An 18,205-nucleotide genomic window follows, 5' to 3' on the forward strand; every position below is an offset into this window, starting at 1 on the left:
GTCAGGCGTGTGCATGGGTGGTTCTTCCGTCGTTCGGGGCGTGGGCCGAGGTGTGGGCCGGACCGTGGTCCAGGGCGCGCTTCAAGGTGGCCCTGACCTGGGCCGCGTAGGTGTCGAGGCCCTCGGCGCCGCTGCCGGGCAGGCCGGTGAGGCCGGGGAGCAGGTCGCCGAAGGCGTTGACCTCGCCGACGGCGGCCCCGGTCCAGCCGACGGCGGGCAGCAGGTCGACGCCGACGCACAGGGTCTTCGGGAAGCAGGCGGCGGCCTGTTCGCAGACTCCGAGGACGTCCGTCCAGGCCGTCCCCGCCTCCTCGAACGCCGTCCGCGCCTCGTCGAGGTCTCCCCTTCGGCCGCCGAGGTGGAGGTTGGTCAGCGGGGAGCCGCTGGTGCGGACCACCGCGTGCGTCGCGCGGCCGGCGACGACCACGACCCGCAGGTCCGCCGCGCGGTCCCGCTGGGACGCCTTGGGGAACCAGCGCTCCAGGTGGAGGTGGTCCGGGGCGAGCCGGTCGACGATCGCCGCGATCTCGCGTTCGCTGTCGTAGCGGCGGACCTTCAGGGAGTTGAACAGCCGCCCGTCCGGGGCGCGTTCGACGGAGGTCGTCGCCCGGACACGGCCGCCGCCCGCCGTCTCGACCGCCAGCACCCCGGAGGCGGAGGAGCCGTGCGCGAGCTTCACGAAGAGCCTCGGCATGCGGTGCTCGCGCATCGCCGCGCGGACGTCGTCCCAGCCGTGGATCTCCGGTGCGGACGGGCCCGACGTGGGCGAGTGGGGGACGGGTACGCCCGCCTCGCGCAGCCGGCCGTGGCAGCGGCGTTTATCGAAGAGGGCCGCCAGTTCACCGGGGTCGTCGAGCCGGAGTCCGCCGCGCAGGGTGTCCAGGGCGGCGAGGAACGCGGTGTACCAGCGGGCGGAGCCTTCGACGCGGGTCGGGTCGGAGGTGCCGCGCAGGGCTCGGTCGACGTCGGGCTGCTCGCCCGGGGAGTCGAGGCGGACGATCTCGTCGGGGGTGAAGTCGGCGCCACCCGCCGCGAGGACGTCCGTCCAGGGGACGACGCGCGGGGCGGGGAGGCCGGCCGCGCGGACGGCGTCGGTGTAGAGGGTGACGCGGCGGTTGTCGGGGTTGCCGACCACGGTGAGGGCGGGGGCGGGCCGGGGTGGTGCGGCGGCGGGCGTGCTGTCGGGCGCGTGCGGTGCCTCCGCCCTGTCCGGCCGCTCGTTCGCCCTCGGTGTGGTCGGCATCCGTGTCACTCCCCCACGGCGACGTAACGCCACACCGTGCCGTCGTCCTCTTCGTCGTCCTCGGCGTCGTCGCGGTCGGCGAGGACCTCGACGCCGGCCGGTTCGAGGGTGGTGACCAGGCGGTCGCGGAGGGGGTCGGTCAGGTAGTTGTAGTGGAGGTCGAGCTTCTTGAGGTGGGTGAGGGGCTGGCCGCTGAGGAGGGCGGCGGCGCCGTCGTCGGTGAGGACGCCCATCGAGAGGTCGAGGCTCTCCAGGCGGGCGACGACGGGGGCGCCGGCGACGGCCGCGGCGACCTGGTCCTGCATCTCGCTGTTGCGCAGGGCGAGATGGCGCAGGGCGGGCAGGCGGGCGCCGGAGAGGATCGGCTCCAGGTCGGCGGGCTCGCTGTCGCCGCCGTAGTCGGGGGTGCCGAGCCAGAGGTCGAGGTGTTCGAGGGCGGGCAGGTCACAGGCGGCGACCCCGCGCACGACCTCGGCGGGCAGCCCGCCGGACTCCATGACGAGCCGGCGCAGCGCGGGGTGCGTGACGCCGTCCAGCTTCAGGTCCTGTCCGCCGCGCGTGCCGAGCTCCTCCAGCGCCGGGAAGGCCGTCAGCAGCGGGGTCACGTCCGTCTGGTGAATCCAGGAGATCTCGCACTCCTCGGACGTCATGTCCCCGAGGAACACCGCCCGCAGCGCCGGCAGCCGGTCACGGGCGGCCGTGATCGCCTCGACGACGGAGGCGGCGTCCGTCTCGTACGCCTCCTCCCAGGCGCCGACGACGATCGCCCGGACCCGCGTGCTGTCGACGGTGTCGAGGAAGCGGGCGAAGGCGGACGTCCAGTCCTCCCCGGAGTCGTACACCTCACCGGAGATGCGCCAGGCCACCGCGTCCGCGTCCGGCACCTTCCGCCGGTCCTTGGCGTTCGGGAGCGCGCGGACCGGGAGGCCGTGGAAGGTCTTCAGATGCTGATGGACGGTCATGCGGCTGCTCCATGCTCGCGGTGGTCGTGTCCTGCTGCCGCAAGTTGTACCAACCGCCACTGACAACGCCGTGCCGGGGTCGGGGGCGGGGGGCGTTGTCAGTGGCGGGTCGTACGGTCGTGGTCATGAGGGCGGCGCGAGGGCTCGCCCGCGCGTTCGCAGACGTCCACGGCAACCTCCTCCAGGCCGAGAACGGCTTCAGCGACCTCGTCGACTCCGGGATCACCGACTGGCTCTGGCGTCAGTGCGCCTCGTACGACGAGCCCCACCCCGAACAGCGGCAACTCCTTGCTGACATCGGCATCACGGCCGGTGCAGCCCGCACGGCCGGGGAACACGCACGAACCGCCGCGAGAGCACCCGCCGCCCCGGTCCTGGACGCGGAAGACACGACCGGCCGAGCCGGAAGGGCAGTCGGCCTCCTCGACGCGCTTACGTCCCCCTCTCGTTCAGGTGCGGCAACAGCGCCTCGCATCGCACGGCGAGTCATCGTGCAGAACCCATACGTCCCGGTCAGCGATCGAGCCGTGGCCCACGGAACCGCACCGGCTGCCCGGCCTGCACAGCGCAGCCGGTGGCAGCGGGCCCTTCAGCTAGGCAACGGGATCGGGGAAACTCCCGACGACGAACGTCTCCTGGTCCAAAGTGACCTCCGGACTGGCGACGAAGTGATCGAGGAAGTCCGCGGGCTCGAAGCAGACCTCTGGAGTGAGCACCCCTGTTCCGGTGACACGGTCGTCGATCAGAGCCTCTACGCCGATACGGGCGGCGGTCGACGTCGGGTCCTGTCCGTCCTCGGAACCCACGAAGTTCATCAGGGTCTTGATCGTGGTGCGGCGACCGCCCCGCGTCCCCTCCACCTCGACAAGGCAACCGTTGCGCATCGGCTCGTCACCGAAATCGTCGAAGAAGGGCAGTTGCCGGTCAGAGCCGACGAGCGCGCCGAGGAACTTCACCGGGGACACCCCGCCGGCCTCCAGAGCCTCGCCGGAGGAAAGTCCCGCGGCGATGAGAGCACGCCAGCGGTCACTGGCACCCTGCTCGACCCACGCGAGCCGGACCGACACCTCGTCGAGCATCGGGAACGAGTGACCGAGCATGGCGGTCTCGCCGTGGCCGGCGTTGTAGGACAGGTAGGTCCCGTAGGGGGCCAACCCGCGAACCTCGCGTTCGTCACCGAAACCCGGCACGGACGTGAAGTTTCCGCCCTCGTACCTGGTGACGTCGCCGGTACTGATGTGGAACATGTGATCCACCACTGCCGGGCTGTAGTACCGCACCGCCTGGAAGGACAGCAGCATGGTGACGAACACCCGGCTCGGCACATCGAGCCTGTCGAGGGAGTGGCGCGCGATGACGTTCGACACCCCCGGAGTGGTGCCGCAGCCGATCACGATCCGGATACCGGCCTCGGCCGCGCGAGAGTTCAGGTCTTCGTCCGCCAGGACCCGTACAGCCACGTCATCGTCATCGTTGATGTCGATGTAGTGGACCCCGGCGGCGATCGCACCCTCCATGATGGCGTCCGCGTTGCGGTAGAAGGGGCCTGCGGTGTTCAGGACGATGTCGACACCCCGCAGGGCCGCCGCCAGAGAGTCCTTGTCGTGGACATCGACCTGCACCGCTTCCGCACCGGAACCGGCGGCCTCAGCCGCGCGCCGTGCGCTTTCCAGATACAGGTCGCCGATGCGGATCTGCACTTCGGGCCGGGACTTCGAGAGCTGCTTTGCCGCATTGGAACCGACGTTTCCGGCACCAAGGAAAAGGACCTTCATGAGCTTCTTTCCGTAGCTGGAACCCTTACTAATGGCACGGTAGGAGTCATTAAGGCGCGGACACAACCGACCGGGAGACCATGGAGGCGTGCTTAATGTCACACCACCTGCCATTTGCTCGACTGCGTCAACCAGCGAGTCGCCCGCGCCACCCCTCGCCGAGTGGGAGTGCGAACCGTCCTTACGATGGGGTGGTGGACCAGAACGCAACGCCAGCGCCCGCGACCCAACGTCCCGGCGGCCGGACGGAACGCAACCGGCAAGCGGTCCATGGCGCGGTCCTCGAACTGCTCAAGGACCACGGGCCGTCGTTCACCTACCACGACCTCGCGGAACGATCCGGCGTCAGCCGACGCACTCTGCACCGCCGATGGCCGGATCGCACCGAGCTGATCGCCGAAACGTTGCGTGCGGACTACGGCCGGCTCGAGGTGCCCTTCACCGGCGACGTGGCCACCGACCTGCGCGAGTACGCACTCCGCTTTCGCGACTTCGCCGCTCGGCCGACATCGGTACTGGTCGACGGGCTTGCCGCTCTCGCTCCCGACGCCGAACTGGCGCACCTGAGCAAAGCGTCGTTCGAACAGTCCACGGCTGATGTACGCGCGATCCTCGCCGACGCCGCACAGCACGGCCGGCTCTCCGCGGAGGTCGACCTCGACACCATCCTGAACATGCTGATGTCGCCGATCGTGGTCAGCTGCTCGATACTGCGCGAGCCGCTGACCGACGACGAGGTCACCACCCTCGTCGAACACGTGCTGCGCGCCGCCAGCGCCTGAGCCGGACCTGTCGGGGAGCGCATACCGCGCTCAGCTCATCCGGCGGGCTTCATGCGAAAGGCGGGGCCGGGAACGCTTTCGATGTCTTCCGCCTGCACCGCATGGCCTTGTTCGCAGCGGATCTCGACGTCGACGTGCGCGCCACATGCGCGGTGCCTCGCGAGCACGGCGGGCCCTTCAGGGTCGGCACGGTATCGGTCACCCCACTGCAAGAGCCCCAGCACGGCTGGGACCAGATCCATGCCTTTGGGGGTGATCACGTACTTGGGCCGGCTCCGGGAGCCAGGCTCCTGGTAAGTCTCGGTGGCGAGAATCCCCTCGTCCACGAGCATGCGCAGCCGCGCCGCGAGGAGGTTGCGAGGACAGCCGAGGACCCGTTCGAAGTCGCCGAAGCGGGACGAGCCGTACCAGACCTCGCGCAGGATCAGGATCGTCCATTTCTCCCCCACGACCTCAAGGGTCCGCGCGATCGAGCAGTTGGACACGTCCCGGTCGAGACGGGGGTCCATTCCGGCATCCTGAACAGCTTCGGTCCACGCGCTCATGGGGTGATCCTAGCCCCACCTGAGTTTACTTATACATACTCAGCCAGTAGCGTCATGTCGGCGCGGGACGCGCATCGACCACCGAGAAGACCCCCAGTAAGGCGGCCGGCATGAAGGCATTCGTCGTCGAGAAGTACGGCAAGGACGGCGCACGCGCCGCACAGGTACCCGAGCCCACCGTCCAGGACCGCGATGTCCTGGTGCGAGTGAGCGCCGCCGGCGTCAACCCGCTGGACAAGATGGTCCGCGACGGGGAGTTCAAGCACCTCCTGAAGTACAGGCGCCCGTTCGTGCTGGGCCACGACGTGGCCGGTGTCGTGGTGCGGGTCGGCCCCGCCGTACGCGGCTTCAAGGCCGGCGACGAGGTCTACGCCCGTCCGCGCGACCTGCGGATCGGAGGTTTCGCGGAGTTCATCGCCATCGACGAGGACGACGTCGCGCCCAAGCCGGCGTCACTCACCCTCCAGGAGGCAGCCGCCGTGCCTCTGGTGGCCCTGGCCGCCTGGCAGATCCTCGTCGACCGGGCTCACCTGAAGCCGGGCCACAAGGTGCTCATCCACGCCGGCGCCGGGGGCCTCGGATCGACCGCCGTCCAGCTCGCCAAACACCTCGGCGCCACGGTGGCAACGACAGCGAGCACCGACTCCGAGAAGCTGGTCAGAAGCCTCGGCGCCGACGTCGTCGTCGACTACACCAAGGAAGACTTCTCGAAGACGCTGTCCGGCTACGACCTGGTACTGGACTCCCTGGGCGGGGCGAACCTGGAGAAGTCGCTGACCGTGCTGAAGCCCGGCGGCCTGGCCATCGGGGTCGCCGGCCCGCCGGACGCCGATTTCGCCAGACAGCTGGGAGCCCCTTTCCCCCTGGGTGCCCTCATGAACGCCCTCAGCCGTAAGGTCCGAAAGCAGGCCGAGGCACTTGGCGTGCACTACGAGTTCTTCTTCATGCGGGCCAACGGCTCCCAGCTGCGCAAACTCAGCGCCCTGTACGACAGCGGGGAGCTCCGTCCGGTCGTCGACACGGTCTTCCCGTTCGACCGGATGCCCGAGGCGATGGCATACGCCGAGCAGAGCCGAACCAGGGCCGGCAAGGTCGTGGTCTCCATGACACCCGACCACGACTGACCGGACCGTCCACAGACGTCTACCCCACCTTGTCGCCTCCGGAGCACCGCGAGTCGTTTCCCTGCCGGGTGATGCCCTGCTCCGCACCAGGCGCTCCCCACCCGCCTCCTCGCCGCACGACCTCACACATGAGTTCCGCGCGGTGGGACCCGGCGTGCCGGAGGTTCCGGGAATCGCGACCAGCCCCGCGTGATTCCGACCTCATCTGAGTTTACTTTTCTATACTCAGCTCATAGCGTCGTGACCGGCACAACAACCGGTCCCCCGCGAGCAGCGAGCGTGGCACCGAACCGCGAAGGAGCACCTCCATGGGAGCAAGCCCGCAGGCACAGCAGTTCGCGCAGTTCCTCGAAAGTGTGAGCGCGAAGGCCGCGACGCCGGGCCTCGACCTCGCCGTGATCCGCGACATCGTCGAGACGAACCACCGGGCATCGGCCGAACCGGAAGGCGTCACCTACGCCGAAGTCGACGCGGGCGGTGTCCCCGCCCTGTGGTGCGTTCCCGAGGACGCCCACCCCGACCACGCGCTGCTCCACTTCCACTTCGGCGGATCGGTCACCGCCTCGATGCACTCGGACCGCAAGGCCGCCGGCCACATGGCCAAGGCCGCCGCCGCCCGCTCCCTCGTCGTGGACTTCCGCCTGGCACCCGAGAACCCCTACCCGGCACAGCTCGACGACGCCGAGACCGCCTACCGATGGCTGCTCTCACAGGGATACGAGCCGCGGAACATCGGCAGCACGGGCCACTCGATCGGCGGCACTCTCGCCGTGATGCTGCCGCTGCGCCTGCTCGCGAAGGGTGAGGCGACCCCTGGCGCGGTCGTCAGCGTTTCACCGTGGACCGACCTCACCCTCCGGAACGCGTCGGTGGACGAGAACGAGGGCAACGACAAGATGCTCAGCAGAAGCATCCTCGAACTCTTCCGGGCATCGTGGCTGCAACAGCCCGGAGTGGACTTCGCCGCCCCCGAGATCAGCCTCGTGAACGCCGACCTGACCGGTCTGCCGCCCACCGCTGTCCACTACGGCGAACACGAGACCCTCGCCGATGACGGCGCCCAGCTCGCCCGCCGCCTCGCTGACTTCAAGGTCACCTCCGAGGTCCACCCGCTCCCTGAGGGACAGCACTCGTTCATCCTGGGCGCGGGACGCGTGCCCGAAGTCGACCTGGCCATCCAGCAGATGGGCCAGTGGCTGCGCCGGCACCTGGGTGCCTGAGCAGGGCCGAATGCGGCGGCGGGGCCTGTCAGCCGGAGCACTCGTGCAGCTCGGCGTGGGGCACGGCGACCGTGTGATCGCACACCCCGCCCTGCACAGCGCCTCGACACCCTGTACCGGCATCGCCCGGTAGGCCGGCGAGGCCCGCCCGAGCCACGACCGTACGGCCGTCGACGGTGTGTCTACGGCCGTACGGAGACTCGCTCGGGCTCCTACTCGGTCTTGATGGCGGTGAGCATGTTCATCCGGGCCGCGCTGCGGGCCGGCCACATGGCGACGAGCAGGCCGACGAGGGCCGCCAGCAGCAGGAAGAGTCCGAACCGGTCCCACGGCAGGGCGAAGGCGTATCCCGGTATCTCGTTCTTGGTGACCTCGCAGACCGCCCAGCCCAGGAAGGTTCCGACCGTGATTCCGACCGCCGCGCCGAAGAGGGAGATGACCACGGACTCCAGCTGGATCATCCGCGTCACACCCTGCCGGTCGAGTCCGACGGCGCGCAGCATGCCGACCTCCCGCTGTCGTTCGAAGACCGACATCGCGAGGGTGTTCACGACCCCGAGCACCGCGATGACCAGGGAGATCGCCAGCAGTGCGTACAGGACGTTCAGCACGGTGTCGAAGGCTCCGCTGAACTCCTCGCGGATGGCCTGCCGGTCATCGATCTTGATGCCCGGGCGTCCGGCGAGGGCGTCGGCAAGCGCCTTCGCGTTCGTGCTGCCGTCCGCCTTGAGGTACGCCTTCGAGAAAGTCGCAGAGGTGGCGTTCGGATCGATGACGTCGGCGGAGACGACGAGCGGCATGACGACTTCGTTGGACTCGAAGACGGCTCCGACGGTCAGCTTGCGGCTCTTGTCGGAATCGCCGTACACCGCCGACAGGGTGTCGCCCACTTTCCAGCCATGAGCCCGTGCCTCGTCCTCGGCGACGGCGACCTGTCCCTTCGCGAGCGCGTCCTGCGAGCCTGAGACGACCGGGAGACGGAGGGTCTTGTCGAAGTCCGCCGGGGTGACGGCGGAGACATCCTCCTGAACGCCGTCGAGTTGCATCCAGGACTGCTGTTCCCGCGACACCGTCGTGACGCCGGGGACCTTGCGCAGTGCGGCAGCCACCGAGGTGTCCAGGCCCGTGCCGCTGTCCGTGACCATGTAGTCCGCCTTCACGATGTCCGTGGTCATCCTGTCCGTGGACTGGCCGACAGTGGTGGCGAGTACGGTCAGGGCGCTGACCAGCGTGAGGCCGATGGCCAGCGCGGAGGCGGTGGCGCCGGTGCGGCGGGGGTTACGTACGGCGTTCTGGCCGGCGAGTTTGCCGGCGACCCCGAAGCCGGCCCGCAGCAGCGGCTGTACGGCCGCGATGACGGGCCGGGACAGCAACGGGATCAGCACGAGGACACCGGTCACGGCGAGGAAGGCGCCGAACCCGACGAGCGCCCTGCCCTGGGAACCGCCGGCCCCCGCACCGGCGACGACGATCGCCATGCCGAGCAGTGTGATGACGCCGCCGAACAGGTTCCGTATCAGCAGGGACCTGGTGGCGGCGGGCAGATGCGCGCTGCCGATCGCCGCGACCGGCGGGATCTTCGCGGCGCGGCGCGCCGGCAGCCAGGCGGCCAGCATGGTGACCAGGACACCGACAACGGCCGCGACCAGGAGGGTCGTGGACGTCACGACCAGCGGCCCGTCCGGGTTCTTCGTGCCGAAGACACCGACCGTGGAACGCGCCACGGCGGCCATGGCGGCACCGAGTCCGAGCCCGGCGGCGGCGCCCGCGGCGCCGACCACCATCGCCTCGATCAGCACGGACCGGGTGACTTGCGTGCGGGATGCGCCGACCGCGCGCAGCAGAGCGAGTTCACGGGTGCGCTGGGCGGCCAGCATGGTGAAGGTGTTGGCGATCAGGAAGACGCTGACGAAGAGCGCGATGGCGGCGAAGGCGAGCAGCATCGTACTGAGTGTCGACGCGTCGCCCGCACCTCCCTTGGCCCTCTCGTCGGCGAGTTGCCGGCCCGTCTTGACGTCCGTGTCGTCCGGAAGCAGTTTCCTCAGGGTGGAGGCGAGTCCGGTGTTCGACGTACCCGGGTCGGCGGTGACGGTGACGTACTCGTAGAAGCCGGGTTCGAGGAAGAGCCGCTGAGCGGTCGGAGTGTCGAACAGCGCCAGACTGTCGCCCAGGGCCACCCCGGTGTCGTCGGTGGTGAAGATGCCAGAGAGTTCGTACGTCTTCACCGGCCCCCTGGAGGCGACGCGCACGGTATCGCCGACGTGGTAGCCGCCCTTCTCCGCGGTGTCCTTGTCGAGAGCGACCTGGCCGGGTTCGGTGGGCCCACTGCCGTCGGTGAACGCGTAGAGCGGGTCCTTGCCGTCCTTCCCGGGCGCGAAGTTGGCGCCCATGCCGGACGATCCACTGCCGATGAACTCGCCGTCCTTGTCCGCGACTCCGGCGATCCCGTCGACCCGCCCGGCGGCTGCGGCGACCCCGTCGAGCCGGGCGATCTCGTCCAGCGCTTTCCCGCTGAAGCCGGGGAGGGAGGGGTCGTAGGAGCGGACCTCGACGTCCACGTGGGCGTAGCTCTTGGCCGCCTGGTCGCGGTAGCCGCCGCTGAGGGTGTCTTTGAAGATCAAGGTGCCGGAGACGAAGGCGACGCCGAGCATGACGGCGAGCACGGTCATCAGCAGTCTGGCCTTGTGCGCGAGGACGTTGCGCAGGGCTGTGCGGAACATGGTGATGTGATCCTGATGAGGTGAGGGGAGGGACGGCTCAGGTGGTGCGGAACCTGGGGGCGTCGAAGGACTTCATGAGTTCGAGGACCCCGTCCGCGGTGGGTTCGTGGATCTCGTCGACGATCCGCCCGTCCGCGAGGAAGACGACCCGGTCCGCGTAGGAAGCGGCGACCGGGTCATGGGTCACCATGACGACGGTCTGCCCCAATGCCCTTACGGAGTCACGCAGGAACCCCAGGACCTCGGCACCCGCACGCGAGTCGAGGTTGCCGGTCGGCTCGTCCCCGAAGACGATGTCCGGCTTCGACGCAAGCGCCCGGGCGACGGCCACGCGCTGCTGCTGGCCCCCGGAGAGCTGGGCGGGACGGTGAGTGAGGCGGTCCGACAGGCCGACCATCCGGATGACGCTGTCCAGCCATTCCTTGTCCGGAGTTCGGCCCGCGATGTCCATCGGGAGCGTGATGTTCTCGAGCGCGGTAAGGGTCGGCAGCAGGTTGAATGCCTGGAAGATGAAGCCGACCCTGTCCCGGCGGAGTCTGGTGAGCTGCCTGTCCGTCAGGGCTCCCAGCTCGACGTCGCCGATGCTGACAGAGCCGGAGGAGAAGCTGTCCAGCCCGGCCACGCAGTGCATGAGCGTGGACTTCCCGGACCCTGAGGGCCCCATGATCGCGGTGAACCGGGACTGCCCGAAGCCGACACTGACCCGGTCGAGGGCGACCACTTGGGTATCGCCCTGCCCGTAGACCTTGGACAGGTCGGTGGCGCGGGCGGCGAGGGTGGGAGTGCGGGGAACGGGTGGCGACGTGGTCACGAGGTGGTGCTCCGATCGGGGACGCGGACAGCCAGAAGCGCGCCTGCGGCGTGTCTGGTGGGGTACTCCTTCATCCTCCGGTCCGTGACGGTCCGCGCGTATCGGCCGAATGACCGACTACCTGAAGCTGACGGCCGAACGGGTCTGGTAATCCTCAGGTATAGCCATGCGTCAGCTCAGAGGATGACATGCAGGAGGAGCCGCTCAGGAAGGGGGAAAAGTCTCCGGCAACGCCGAACACGCCGCAAGGTCCACATAGTGGCTACTGACGTGTCGCTTTCTCACCCTCCGGTCGATTCACCGGCAGATGAACGCGAACCGTTGCAGAATCCGACGCCGGAGGGCTAAAAGATATAGCGCCATGGAGTGACGCAAGATCACATGCCTCTCCGTGACCCCGAATAGAGACGAATACGAACAGCGGGAACCAACGTTCCAGCGCACAGGAGAAAGAACATGCCAACCGCACACATCTCACATGTCGCCCTAGGAGTTCGTGACGTCAGTCGCACGCTGCCGTTCTGGACCGAGGTCGTGGGATTGCACGTGACACTGGACACGATCGAGGAGGCCCCCGGTATTGACGGAATCGTCCGGCGCCGAGCGGTGTACCTCAGACAGCGAGAAGGCGCTCGCGAACCGTTCATCGTGCTCGATGAGCTCCTGGACAAAACCGCTTCTGGGGAAGCCAGGGCGATGTTCGACATCGGGGTGCATCACTTCGGCTTCTGGGTGGACGACGTCGACCGGATCGCACAACGGATACACGCGGCGGGCATCAAGCCCCTCGCCGGTCCCGTCGACCTCGGCAGCGAGCGGTACGGCGAGAAGACCGGCACCTTCGTGCGGACCCTGCTGGTCGCCGACCCGGAGGGCAACACGATCCAGTTCGATCAGCGGATCGCCGATGACCGGCATGATCGGAGCGCCTCGTGAAAGCGGTACGGACAGGGCCCGATATCGGCATCGCGATACGTGAGGTCCCGATCCCCGAGCCGGGGCCCGGCGAGGTGCTGGTGCGCGTCGCCGGGGCCGGTCTCTGCCACACCGACTGCATGGTCTCCCGCGCGCCGTCCCACTACCGGCCGGACGGGACGTCGTTCACCCTCGGCCACGAGACCGCCGGCACGATCGCCGCGCTGGGTGAGGGTGTCCGTGGTCCGGCGACAGGACAGCCGGTCGTCGTGCACGCCGAGTGGGGATGCGGGCAGTGCGGGACGTGCCGGGCAGGCGGCGAGCGGTTCTGCCCTGCGGTGCGGCCGGCGGCGGGGGCGGGCCTGGGATTCGACGGGGGTCTGGCCGAGTACATCCTCGTCCCTGCCGCCCGCAACGTCGTGCCGATCCCCGAAGGACTGGACCCGGTCGACGCCGGTCCGTTCGACGACGCCGGCCTCACGCCGTACCACGCCATCCGCACCTCGATGCCGTGGCTGGAGGCCGGCTCGGTCGCGGTGGTCATCGGCGTCGGCGGCCTGGGGCATGTCGCCGTCCAGATTCTCCGCGCTGTTTCGACCGCCAGGATCGTGGCCGTCGAGAAGGACGAGCGGCGTCGTGAGTTCGCCCTCGAACTCGGCGCCGACCTCGCGTTCGACCCTCTCGATGACGCAGCAGCCCGGATCAAGGCCATGAGAAGGGACGGAGCCTCGTTCGTGATCGACCTGGTCGGCACCGACGAGACGCTGTCGCTGGCCGGCAGCGCGGCGGCGATACAGGGGAAGGTCGTCTGCATGGGCGCCGGATTCGGCTCCTACCCGTTCTCGATGACGACGTTCCCGTGGGAGTGCGTACTACAGAGCACGTACGCCGGCGAGGCATGGGAACTTGAGCGACTCCTGCACATGGCCGCCGCCGGCCGAGTGCGTATCCACGCCGATCACATCACGCTCGACGAGGTGCCGGACGCGTACGGCCGACTCGAGAAGGGGGAGCACGGGATCGGTCGGACGATCGCCGTACCGTGATTCCGTCCCGGCAGTGATCGCTGGGGGCTCGGAGCCCGCTCTGCACTCGTGCCCCGCCTTCAGGTCGAGGCGCCGTGCGGTCCGGGACCGATCCGCGCCGTCGCTCGATGCCGCCGCAGTTGCTGAGGCGGCTCCGGCGGCATTCACATGATCGACTATCGTTCGGCTATGAGTAATCCTGGTCAAGGGACTCAAGTGGTGGCGCGTGTCGCACAAGTGCTGACCGCCATCTCGACCAGCGGAAGCCAAGCGCCGCGGACGGTGGACGTCGTCGAGCGGACCGGCCTGTCGCGCCCCACTGTTCACCGGTTGCTGACGTCGTTGCAGGAACTGGGCTATGTGGATCGCGACGAGGCCGACGGGCGCTGGCACCTGGGTCCGGAGCTCTACATCATGGGAAGAGTGGCTGCCCGGCGCTATGCCATGTCGTACGCGGCACGTCGGCTCGTGGCCGAGCTGGCGGAAGCGACCGGCGAGAGCGCCTTCCTCTCGGTTCGTCGCGGTGACGAACTCGTCTGTCTCCTGCGGGAAGAGGGCAGCTTCCCCTCGCGTTCGCTGGTCCTTCAAGAAGGGGTACGGGTACCCCTCGGAGTGTCCGCAGGCGGTGTGGCGCTGTTGGCGTACCAGACGGACGACTACATCGACAGATACCTCGAACGGGCGGATCTCGCATCGGCCCTGGGCCCGCAGTTCTCGGCCGCTTCCATCCGTGAACGAGTGCACGAGACCCGCGAGTCGGGGTATTCCATCAACCCGGGCTTGATCGTGCAAGGCAACTACGGAATGGCCGCTGCCGTGGTGAGTTCGACCGAACCGGCGAATTGGGTCCTGACCATAACGGGCGTCGAGCCAAGATTCAGCCCCGACAGACAGCGCGAACTGGGCACGACTCTCCTGAAATTCGCACACAGACTCTCGAAAGCGACACGAGGCACGCGAGCGGGCTCGGTGAAGGTTCCTTAGCCTCGATTTTTCAGGAGGTTCCCGTCAGAACCGCGACCAGGCGAATGGGCTGATCACCGTGATTTCGCCAAGCATGATTGGTCCCGCGTTGGACCACGCAGTCCCCCGGTTCCACGATCACGGAACCCTCGTCGAGAACCAATTCCACGGGTCCGTCAAGAACGAGCACGTAGTCGATGGTCTGTGTGCGGTGAAACCCGTCGGCGTCGATCGAGTCCTGCGGGCCGGCCGCAAACGCAGCACGCATGACCTTGTCGGGCGGAAGGTGACAGATCCGGAAAACCGAGTGACGGGGCGGGACATTCACGGACGGCAGGTCCTGCCCCGGGTCGAAGCCCATCGGTTCGTCGGGGGTCGCCATCCAGAGTTCGTCGAGCCAATGCTGCGAATCGACCTTCGTGTCGGAAAGCAGTCTGGAGCGACCGTCGACTTCGTCGGTGACAATTCGGCGAGTGACCATACTTGCTCCTCCTGGTGTTTGTGACTGCTGCACTCTCCAACTTCTTTGCCGACCACGGCAAGGCAACAGCGAGATTCCCGTCCGATCGACCAGCACATGAGCATGCGGGACTTCAACGTCCACCATGTGAACGGTCTGGGAACACCGTCACGTGTCCAGCACCAGGCCGTTTCTGACAGCGGGTGGCCACGGCGCGGAACTGTTTCCACTTGTTCACGCATCGCTCGACGGCGTTGCAGCGGCGGTACTGGGTCTTGTCGAAGGCCGGGGCCGGCCGCCGGCTCGTCCACGGCGTGTGCGGCGAGCCCGCTGGTCGTGGGCCCGGTTGTCGCGGCTGTTGTCCCGCCTGCCGGGCGAGGGGAGCCGGGTCAGCGGTCGGGCCTGGCCGTCGGACAGCAGCAGACGATCGGCACCGTCTCCGTCGGCACCTCACCCACCCTCTTCGGCTGCATCGGCATCGACACCCTCCCCGTACGACAACGGCGGTCCCCCGGACCACAACCGGGTCCAGGGGCACGTCGAGGCGAGGTCTTGTGCCACCCCGGATGGGGAGTTCGAGCGGCAGCCGACGCAGAAGCTGCGAGATCCCTCAGGGCGTCTTGGGCGAGTCAGTCCAGGACGGGGGTCTCGCGGTACGGGACAAGGCTGACCGGGCCGATGAGGCCGTACTCCTGACGGGGCATGTCGGCCTGCCCGGGGAAGCCGTCGGTCACCCGTAGCCGGTTGCGGAGCGGGGTGGCCACCCGGACGGTGATCGTGTTCGTGCCCTCCCGGAGACAGCCTGCGAGGTCGAGCCTGTGGCTGATCTGGTCCGGCGGCGGCAGGCGGCGGCCGTTGACCGTCACCTCGCAGGTGTCCGTGACCCGGCCGAGTTCGAGGCGGGCCCCGTCCAGCCGGCCCAGGCGGACGGTCGTGGTGTACGTGCCGATGCCGGACGCGTCGTGCAGGCCAGGGAGGTCCGACCAGGGTCTGAGCACGTCGAGGTCGAGCTCGTGCAGGGTGATCTCACGCTCCCCGTCCGGACCGCGATGCCAGTCCTCGACGGTGAGGTGCCAGGAGTCCAGCCGCTGTTCCTTGCCCGGGGGCGGTACGACGACGTGCCGCTCGCGGCCGTCGTCGAGGGTGACCGTGTGGCTGCCGGCGGTGCTCGCCCGCAGCCGCAGGCGTCCGTTCTCGCTCACGGTCACGGTCCCGCCCGTGGTGGCCGTGGCGTGACGGGCATGGCGGCCGTCGAGAGCGATCACCGTGGAGCCTCCGGGGGCGAGGTGGACGGGCAAGGTGATGTGGCTGCGACCGGCTCTGTAGAGGCCGAGGGGCGTCACTTTCCCTGACCAGGCGTCGAGTTCGTACGGCCGGCCCGTTCCCTCCACCCGGATTTCGGCGGTGACGGGGGCGGACGTGGGGTTGTACACGTAGTACAGCTCTCCCTGCGGGAGAGTGCGGCGCACGGTCAGCAGGCCCGGAGCGGCGCCGACGTCAGCGCTGGGCCTGACGCCGAGGGCCTTCAGCGCGCCGGCGAGGTCACGCCGGCCGGCGACCCGGCGCACCGAAGGCTGGTCGAGCAACTGGTCCAGCAGGCGGGTGAGCAGGGCGGTCTGGTGGGCGGCCCGGTGGGCACCGGGGGTTCGCGTCGGCAGGTTCCCGACGATCACCACGGGCAGTCCGGCCCTGGCGTGGGAGAGGAGGAGCCGGGCGGTGGACACGGGGAGCGTGGGCTGGCGGTCCAGGATCAGCGCTCGGTAGGCGGGCCCGTTCGGAGCGAGGCGGCCACCACCGACCCGGGTGCCCTCCAGCTGCGCGGGGCCGGTGAAGTCGTAGGTGAACCCGGCCGCGCCCTCGGGCACGCGCACGTCGTGGCCATAGCTCTGGCGGTAGACCGCGAGGTCCACCGAGGGGCGGCCCTGTCGCAGGGCCCACTGCATGCGTGCGGTCCAGTCCGTGATCTTGCCGGTGTCGGCCCAGGTGGGCTGGCGTGGTCCCCACGCTTCGGAGAAGCCGTTGCCGCTCTCCATCGTGAAGGGGGAGAATCCGGGCCAGCCCGTGACACCCATGCCCGCTCCGGTGGCGAACCCGTGGTAGACGATCTGGTTGACGCCGTGCGCGAAGGCGGTGTTGAAGTGTTTCAGCATGTCCGGCCAGGTCTGCCCGTACGCCTCGTTGAGTGTCGCGCAGCCCTCCAGCGAGAAGATCTTCTGGCCGGACAGGTGTACGGAGCCAGAGGAGATCCACCGGGAGGGATCATCGTCGTAGCCGGCGTTGACGCCGAGCGACTCGGTTTCGTTCACGTCCAGCGCGGTGGCCACGGTGGGGGTGTCGATGGTCGTCCCGTAGGGCTGAGCGCGCAATCGCAGGCCGAGGGAGTGTGCCCAGTTCTTCAGTGGCTCCACGTGGTCGCTGATGTAGAGGTCCGTCAGCGTCTGGCAGTAGTCCTCGCGGACGCGCGCGCCGCCGCCGTCGGTGAACTCGAAGTCCGGTGTGGCGTCGAGGGTCACCGACGTGTACTGCCGGTGGATGCCGTCGATGAACAGGACTGGCAGGTGGGGGCGGAGCGAGTAGCCGCGCAGCTTCTCGAACCGCTCCGGCAGGTCCCAGGTCCAGTGCAGGGCGGAGTCCAGTTCCAGGGAGTCCTCGAACAGGTCGCCGCCGCTGTCCCGGAGCAGACGGCGCAGCCGGGGGGTGAGCACGTGCCGGTCCCAGTGGTCCGTCGCCGCGCGGATGCCCGCGGAGGCGAAGTGGTCCGGGACATGAGCCGGTTGGGCGGAGACGGTCTGCCCGGTCACGGCCGCCTGTCCGGTACCGCGCTGCCAGAACGCGAGGACCAGCCACTGCCCGCCTGCCGGAGCGGTCCAGGAAAGGAGCCCGTCGCGCACAGCACCGGTCAGGTCCACCCGCGAACCGCGTTCCAGTACAACGGGCTTCGCCCCTGCGGAACCCGTGCGGCGGAACGCCTGTACGGCCACGAGCGTCTGCCTGGTTACGCCCGGGTGCGGTTCGGGAGCCGCCGGCACCGGACCGGAGTACGTACTGCCGCCCGCGACGGCCGCCCTGCCGTAGGCCAGTTCCTGTGCGGCCCGCCGGCTGTCCGGGCCCAGCCCGGGCACCACCAGGGGCCAGGCCGGACCGACGGTCAGATCGATGCGCAGCCCATGGCGCCGGCCCGCTGCGACGACCTGCTCCAGCCGCTGGGTCAAAGTCGCGCTGCCCCATCCGTACCGGCCCGGGTCGGCGGTGAAGATGCACTGGATCTCGGCGGCGGCGAAGCCACGGCCGGCGATCTGACGGATCTCGGCCTCCACCGCCTCCGCGGAGATCTCACCGCACGGCCACCAGTACCGGATCTTCGGCCGGTCGGCTTCGCCGATCGAGGCGAACCCCCGGGCGATCGCCGGGACCGTGGGGTGGTTCGCGGACGCGGCCGGGCCGGTCGCAGCGAGGAGTGCGGGTGTGGCGACCGATAGTGCCACGGCGTCCCGGCACAGGCGTCTGCGGGAGATGGGGGTCATGTCGACTCCATATGAAACGTTTCATCGGGCGAGGGGTGAAGCGAACCTAAGGGGCACCCCGGTGGCCGTCAATACAAAAACCGAAGAATATTTAGCGTTGGGCGGGCATGGCCGCCTGTCCGGTCGGGGGGACCCC

The 18,205-nt window shown here is 69.0% G+C and carries 15 protein-coding genes and 1 pseudogene; 6 read left to right on the plus strand and 10 right to left on the minus strand.

What is annotated here, in order from left to right:
* Position 1 precedes the first annotated feature (1 nt).
* The 4 genes from ABZX85_RS21205 to ABZX85_RS21220 form a co-directional block, all read right to left on the minus strand.
* The gene (locus ABZX85_RS21205; protein ID WP_355870611.1) at positions 2-1,243 is read right to left on the minus strand and encodes an STM4014 family protein; all 1,242 of its coding nucleotides are present in this window, start codon (positions 1,241-1,243) and stop codon (positions 2-4) included.
* Between the two features lie 5 nt (positions 1,244-1,248).
* The gene (locus ABZX85_RS21210) at positions 1,249-2,205 is read right to left on the minus strand and encodes an STM4015 family protein (protein WP_355870614.1); all 957 of its coding nucleotides are present in this window, start codon (positions 2,203-2,205) and stop codon (positions 1,249-1,251) included.
* A gap of 98 nt (positions 2,206-2,303) precedes the next feature.
* Positions 2,304-2,543 carry a hypothetical protein gene (locus ABZX85_RS21215; protein WP_355870617.1) on the minus strand — a complete coding sequence of 80 codons (240 nt, stop codon included), beginning with the start codon at positions 2,541-2,543 and terminating at the stop codon, positions 2,304-2,306.
* A 255-nt stretch (positions 2,544-2,798) separates the two neighbouring features.
* A complete protein-coding gene (locus tag ABZX85_RS21220; protein ID WP_355870620.1) occupies positions 2,799-3,980 on the minus strand; it encodes a saccharopine dehydrogenase NADP-binding domain-containing protein in 1,182 nt (393 codons plus the stop codon).
* 194 nt (positions 3,981-4,174) lie between these two features.
* On the opposite strand from ABZX85_RS21220, the gene ABZX85_RS21225 reads away from it, so the two are divergent.
* Positions 4,175-4,762 (plus strand): TetR/AcrR family transcriptional regulator C-terminal ligand-binding domain-containing protein, encoded by a 588-nt coding sequence (locus tag ABZX85_RS21225; protein WP_355870622.1) that lies wholly within the window; start codon positions 4,175-4,177, stop codon positions 4,760-4,762.
* A gap of 35 nt (positions 4,763-4,797) precedes the next feature.
* Here ABZX85_RS21225 and ABZX85_RS21230 read toward each other — a convergent pair whose 3' ends face one another.
* Positions 4,798-5,271: a helix-turn-helix domain-containing protein gene (locus tag ABZX85_RS21230; protein WP_355870741.1), complete on the minus strand. Its 474-nt coding sequence runs from the start codon at positions 5,269-5,271 to the stop codon at positions 4,798-4,800.
* Positions 5,272-5,417: 146 nt separating this feature from the next.
* Here ABZX85_RS21230 and ABZX85_RS21235 point away from each other — a divergent pair, with 146 nt between their 5' ends.
* Both ABZX85_RS21235 and ABZX85_RS21240 read left to right on the plus strand, forming a co-directional pair.
* A complete protein-coding gene (locus tag ABZX85_RS21235) occupies positions 5,418-6,431 on the plus strand; it encodes an NADP-dependent oxidoreductase (RefSeq protein WP_355870625.1) in 1,014 nt (337 codons plus the stop codon).
* Between the two features lie 308 nt (positions 6,432-6,739).
* Positions 6,740-7,651, plus strand: a complete 912-nt coding sequence (locus tag ABZX85_RS21240) for an alpha/beta hydrolase (protein WP_355870627.1) — start codon at positions 6,740-6,742, stop codon at positions 7,649-7,651.
* 212 nt (positions 7,652-7,863) lie between these two features.
* On the opposite strand, the gene ABZX85_RS21245 is transcribed toward ABZX85_RS21240, so the two are convergent.
* Both ABZX85_RS21245 and ABZX85_RS21250 read right to left on the minus strand, forming a co-directional pair.
* Positions 7,864-10,371, minus strand: a complete 2,508-nt coding sequence (locus tag ABZX85_RS21245) for an FtsX-like permease family protein (RefSeq protein WP_355870630.1) — start codon at positions 10,369-10,371, stop codon at positions 7,864-7,866.
* Positions 10,372-10,408: 37 nt separating this feature from the next.
* Complete coding sequence (locus ABZX85_RS21250; protein ID WP_355870633.1) at positions 10,409-11,182, minus strand: ABC transporter ATP-binding protein; 774 nt, start codon at positions 11,180-11,182, stop codon at positions 10,409-10,411.
* Positions 11,183-11,638: 456 nt separating this feature from the next.
* Between ABZX85_RS21250 and ABZX85_RS21255 the strand changes: the two genes are divergently transcribed.
* The 3 genes from ABZX85_RS21255 (at position 11,639) to ABZX85_RS21265 (ending at position 14,106) form a co-directional block, all read left to right on the plus strand.
* Positions 11,639-12,118 carry a VOC family protein gene (locus ABZX85_RS21255; protein WP_355870636.1) on the plus strand — a complete coding sequence of 160 codons (480 nt, stop codon included), beginning with the start codon at positions 11,639-11,641 and terminating at the stop codon, positions 12,116-12,118.
* Positions 12,115-13,143 (plus strand): alcohol dehydrogenase catalytic domain-containing protein, encoded by a 1,029-nt coding sequence (locus ABZX85_RS21260; protein WP_355870639.1) that lies wholly within the window; start codon positions 12,115-12,117, stop codon positions 13,141-13,143. Before ABZX85_RS21255 ends, ABZX85_RS21260 begins: the two co-directional genes overlap by 4 nt.
* Before the next feature lie 198 nt (positions 13,144-13,341).
* Positions 13,342-14,106: an IclR family transcriptional regulator gene (locus ABZX85_RS21265; RefSeq protein ID WP_355870642.1), complete on the plus strand. Its 765-nt coding sequence runs from the start codon at positions 13,342-13,344 to the stop codon at positions 14,104-14,106.
* Positions 14,107-14,116: 10 nt separating this feature from the next.
* Here ABZX85_RS21265 and ABZX85_RS21270 read toward each other — a convergent pair whose 3' ends face one another.
* From ABZX85_RS21270 to ABZX85_RS21280, 3 genes and pseudogenes are all read right to left on the minus strand, one after another.
* Complete coding sequence (locus tag ABZX85_RS21270; RefSeq protein WP_355870645.1) at positions 14,117-14,566, minus strand: cupin domain-containing protein; 450 nt, start codon at positions 14,564-14,566, stop codon at positions 14,117-14,119.
* 178 nt (positions 14,567-14,744) lie between these two features.
* A pseudogene (locus tag ABZX85_RS21275) lies at positions 14,745-14,881 on the minus strand (IS5/IS1182 family transposase); the annotation flags it as partial.
* Between the two features lie 293 nt (positions 14,882-15,174).
* Positions 15,175-18,069, minus strand: coding sequence for a glycosyl hydrolase (locus ABZX85_RS21280; RefSeq protein ID WP_355870648.1), 2,895 nt, complete (start codon positions 18,067-18,069; stop codon positions 15,175-15,177).
* Between the last annotated feature and the right edge of the window lie 136 nt (positions 18,070-18,205).

This window comes from Streptomyces sp. NPDC004539, from assembly GCF_040610055.1.
GTDB lineage: Bacteria > Actinomycetota > Actinomycetes > Streptomycetales > Streptomycetaceae > Streptomyces.

What these genes read in the sequence shown, in the direction of transcription:
- ABZX85_RS21205 (WP_355870611.1), bottom strand. Translation starts at nt 1,243, where the DNA reads ATGCCGACCACACCGAGGGCGAACGAGCGGCCGGACAGGGCGGAGGCA.
- ABZX85_RS21235 (WP_355870625.1), top strand. Translation starts at nt 5,418, where the DNA reads ATGAAGGCATTCGTCGTCGAGAAGTACGGCAAGGACGGCGCACGCGCC.
- ABZX85_RS21270 (WP_355870645.1), bottom strand. Translation starts at nt 14,566, where the DNA reads ATGGTCACTCGCCGAATTGTCACCGACGAAGTCGACGGTCGCTCCAGA.
- ABZX85_RS21240 (WP_355870627.1), top strand. Translation starts at nt 6,740, where the DNA reads ATGGGAGCAAGCCCGCAGGCACAGCAGTTCGCGCAGTTCCTCGAAAGT.
- ABZX85_RS21255 (WP_355870636.1), top strand. Translation starts at nt 11,639, where the DNA reads ATGCCAACCGCACACATCTCACATGTCGCCCTAGGAGTTCGTGACGTC.
- ABZX85_RS21245 (WP_355870630.1), bottom strand. Translation starts at nt 10,371, where the DNA reads ATGTTCCGCACAGCCCTGCGCAACGTCCTCGCGCACAAGGCCAGACTG.
- ABZX85_RS21280 (WP_355870648.1), bottom strand. Translation starts at nt 18,069, where the DNA reads ATGACCCCCATCTCCCGCAGACGCCTGTGCCGGGACGCCGTGGCACTA.
- ABZX85_RS21210 (WP_355870614.1), bottom strand. Translation starts at nt 2,205, where the DNA reads ATGACCGTCCATCAGCATCTGAAGACCTTCCACGGCCTCCCGGTCCGC.
- ABZX85_RS21220 (WP_355870620.1), bottom strand. Translation starts at nt 3,980, where the DNA reads ATGAAGGTCCTTTTCCTTGGTGCCGGAAACGTCGGTTCCAATGCGGCA.
- ABZX85_RS21230 (WP_355870741.1), bottom strand. Translation starts at nt 5,271, where the DNA reads ATGGACCCCCGTCTCGACCGGGACGTGTCCAACTGCTCGATCGCGCGG.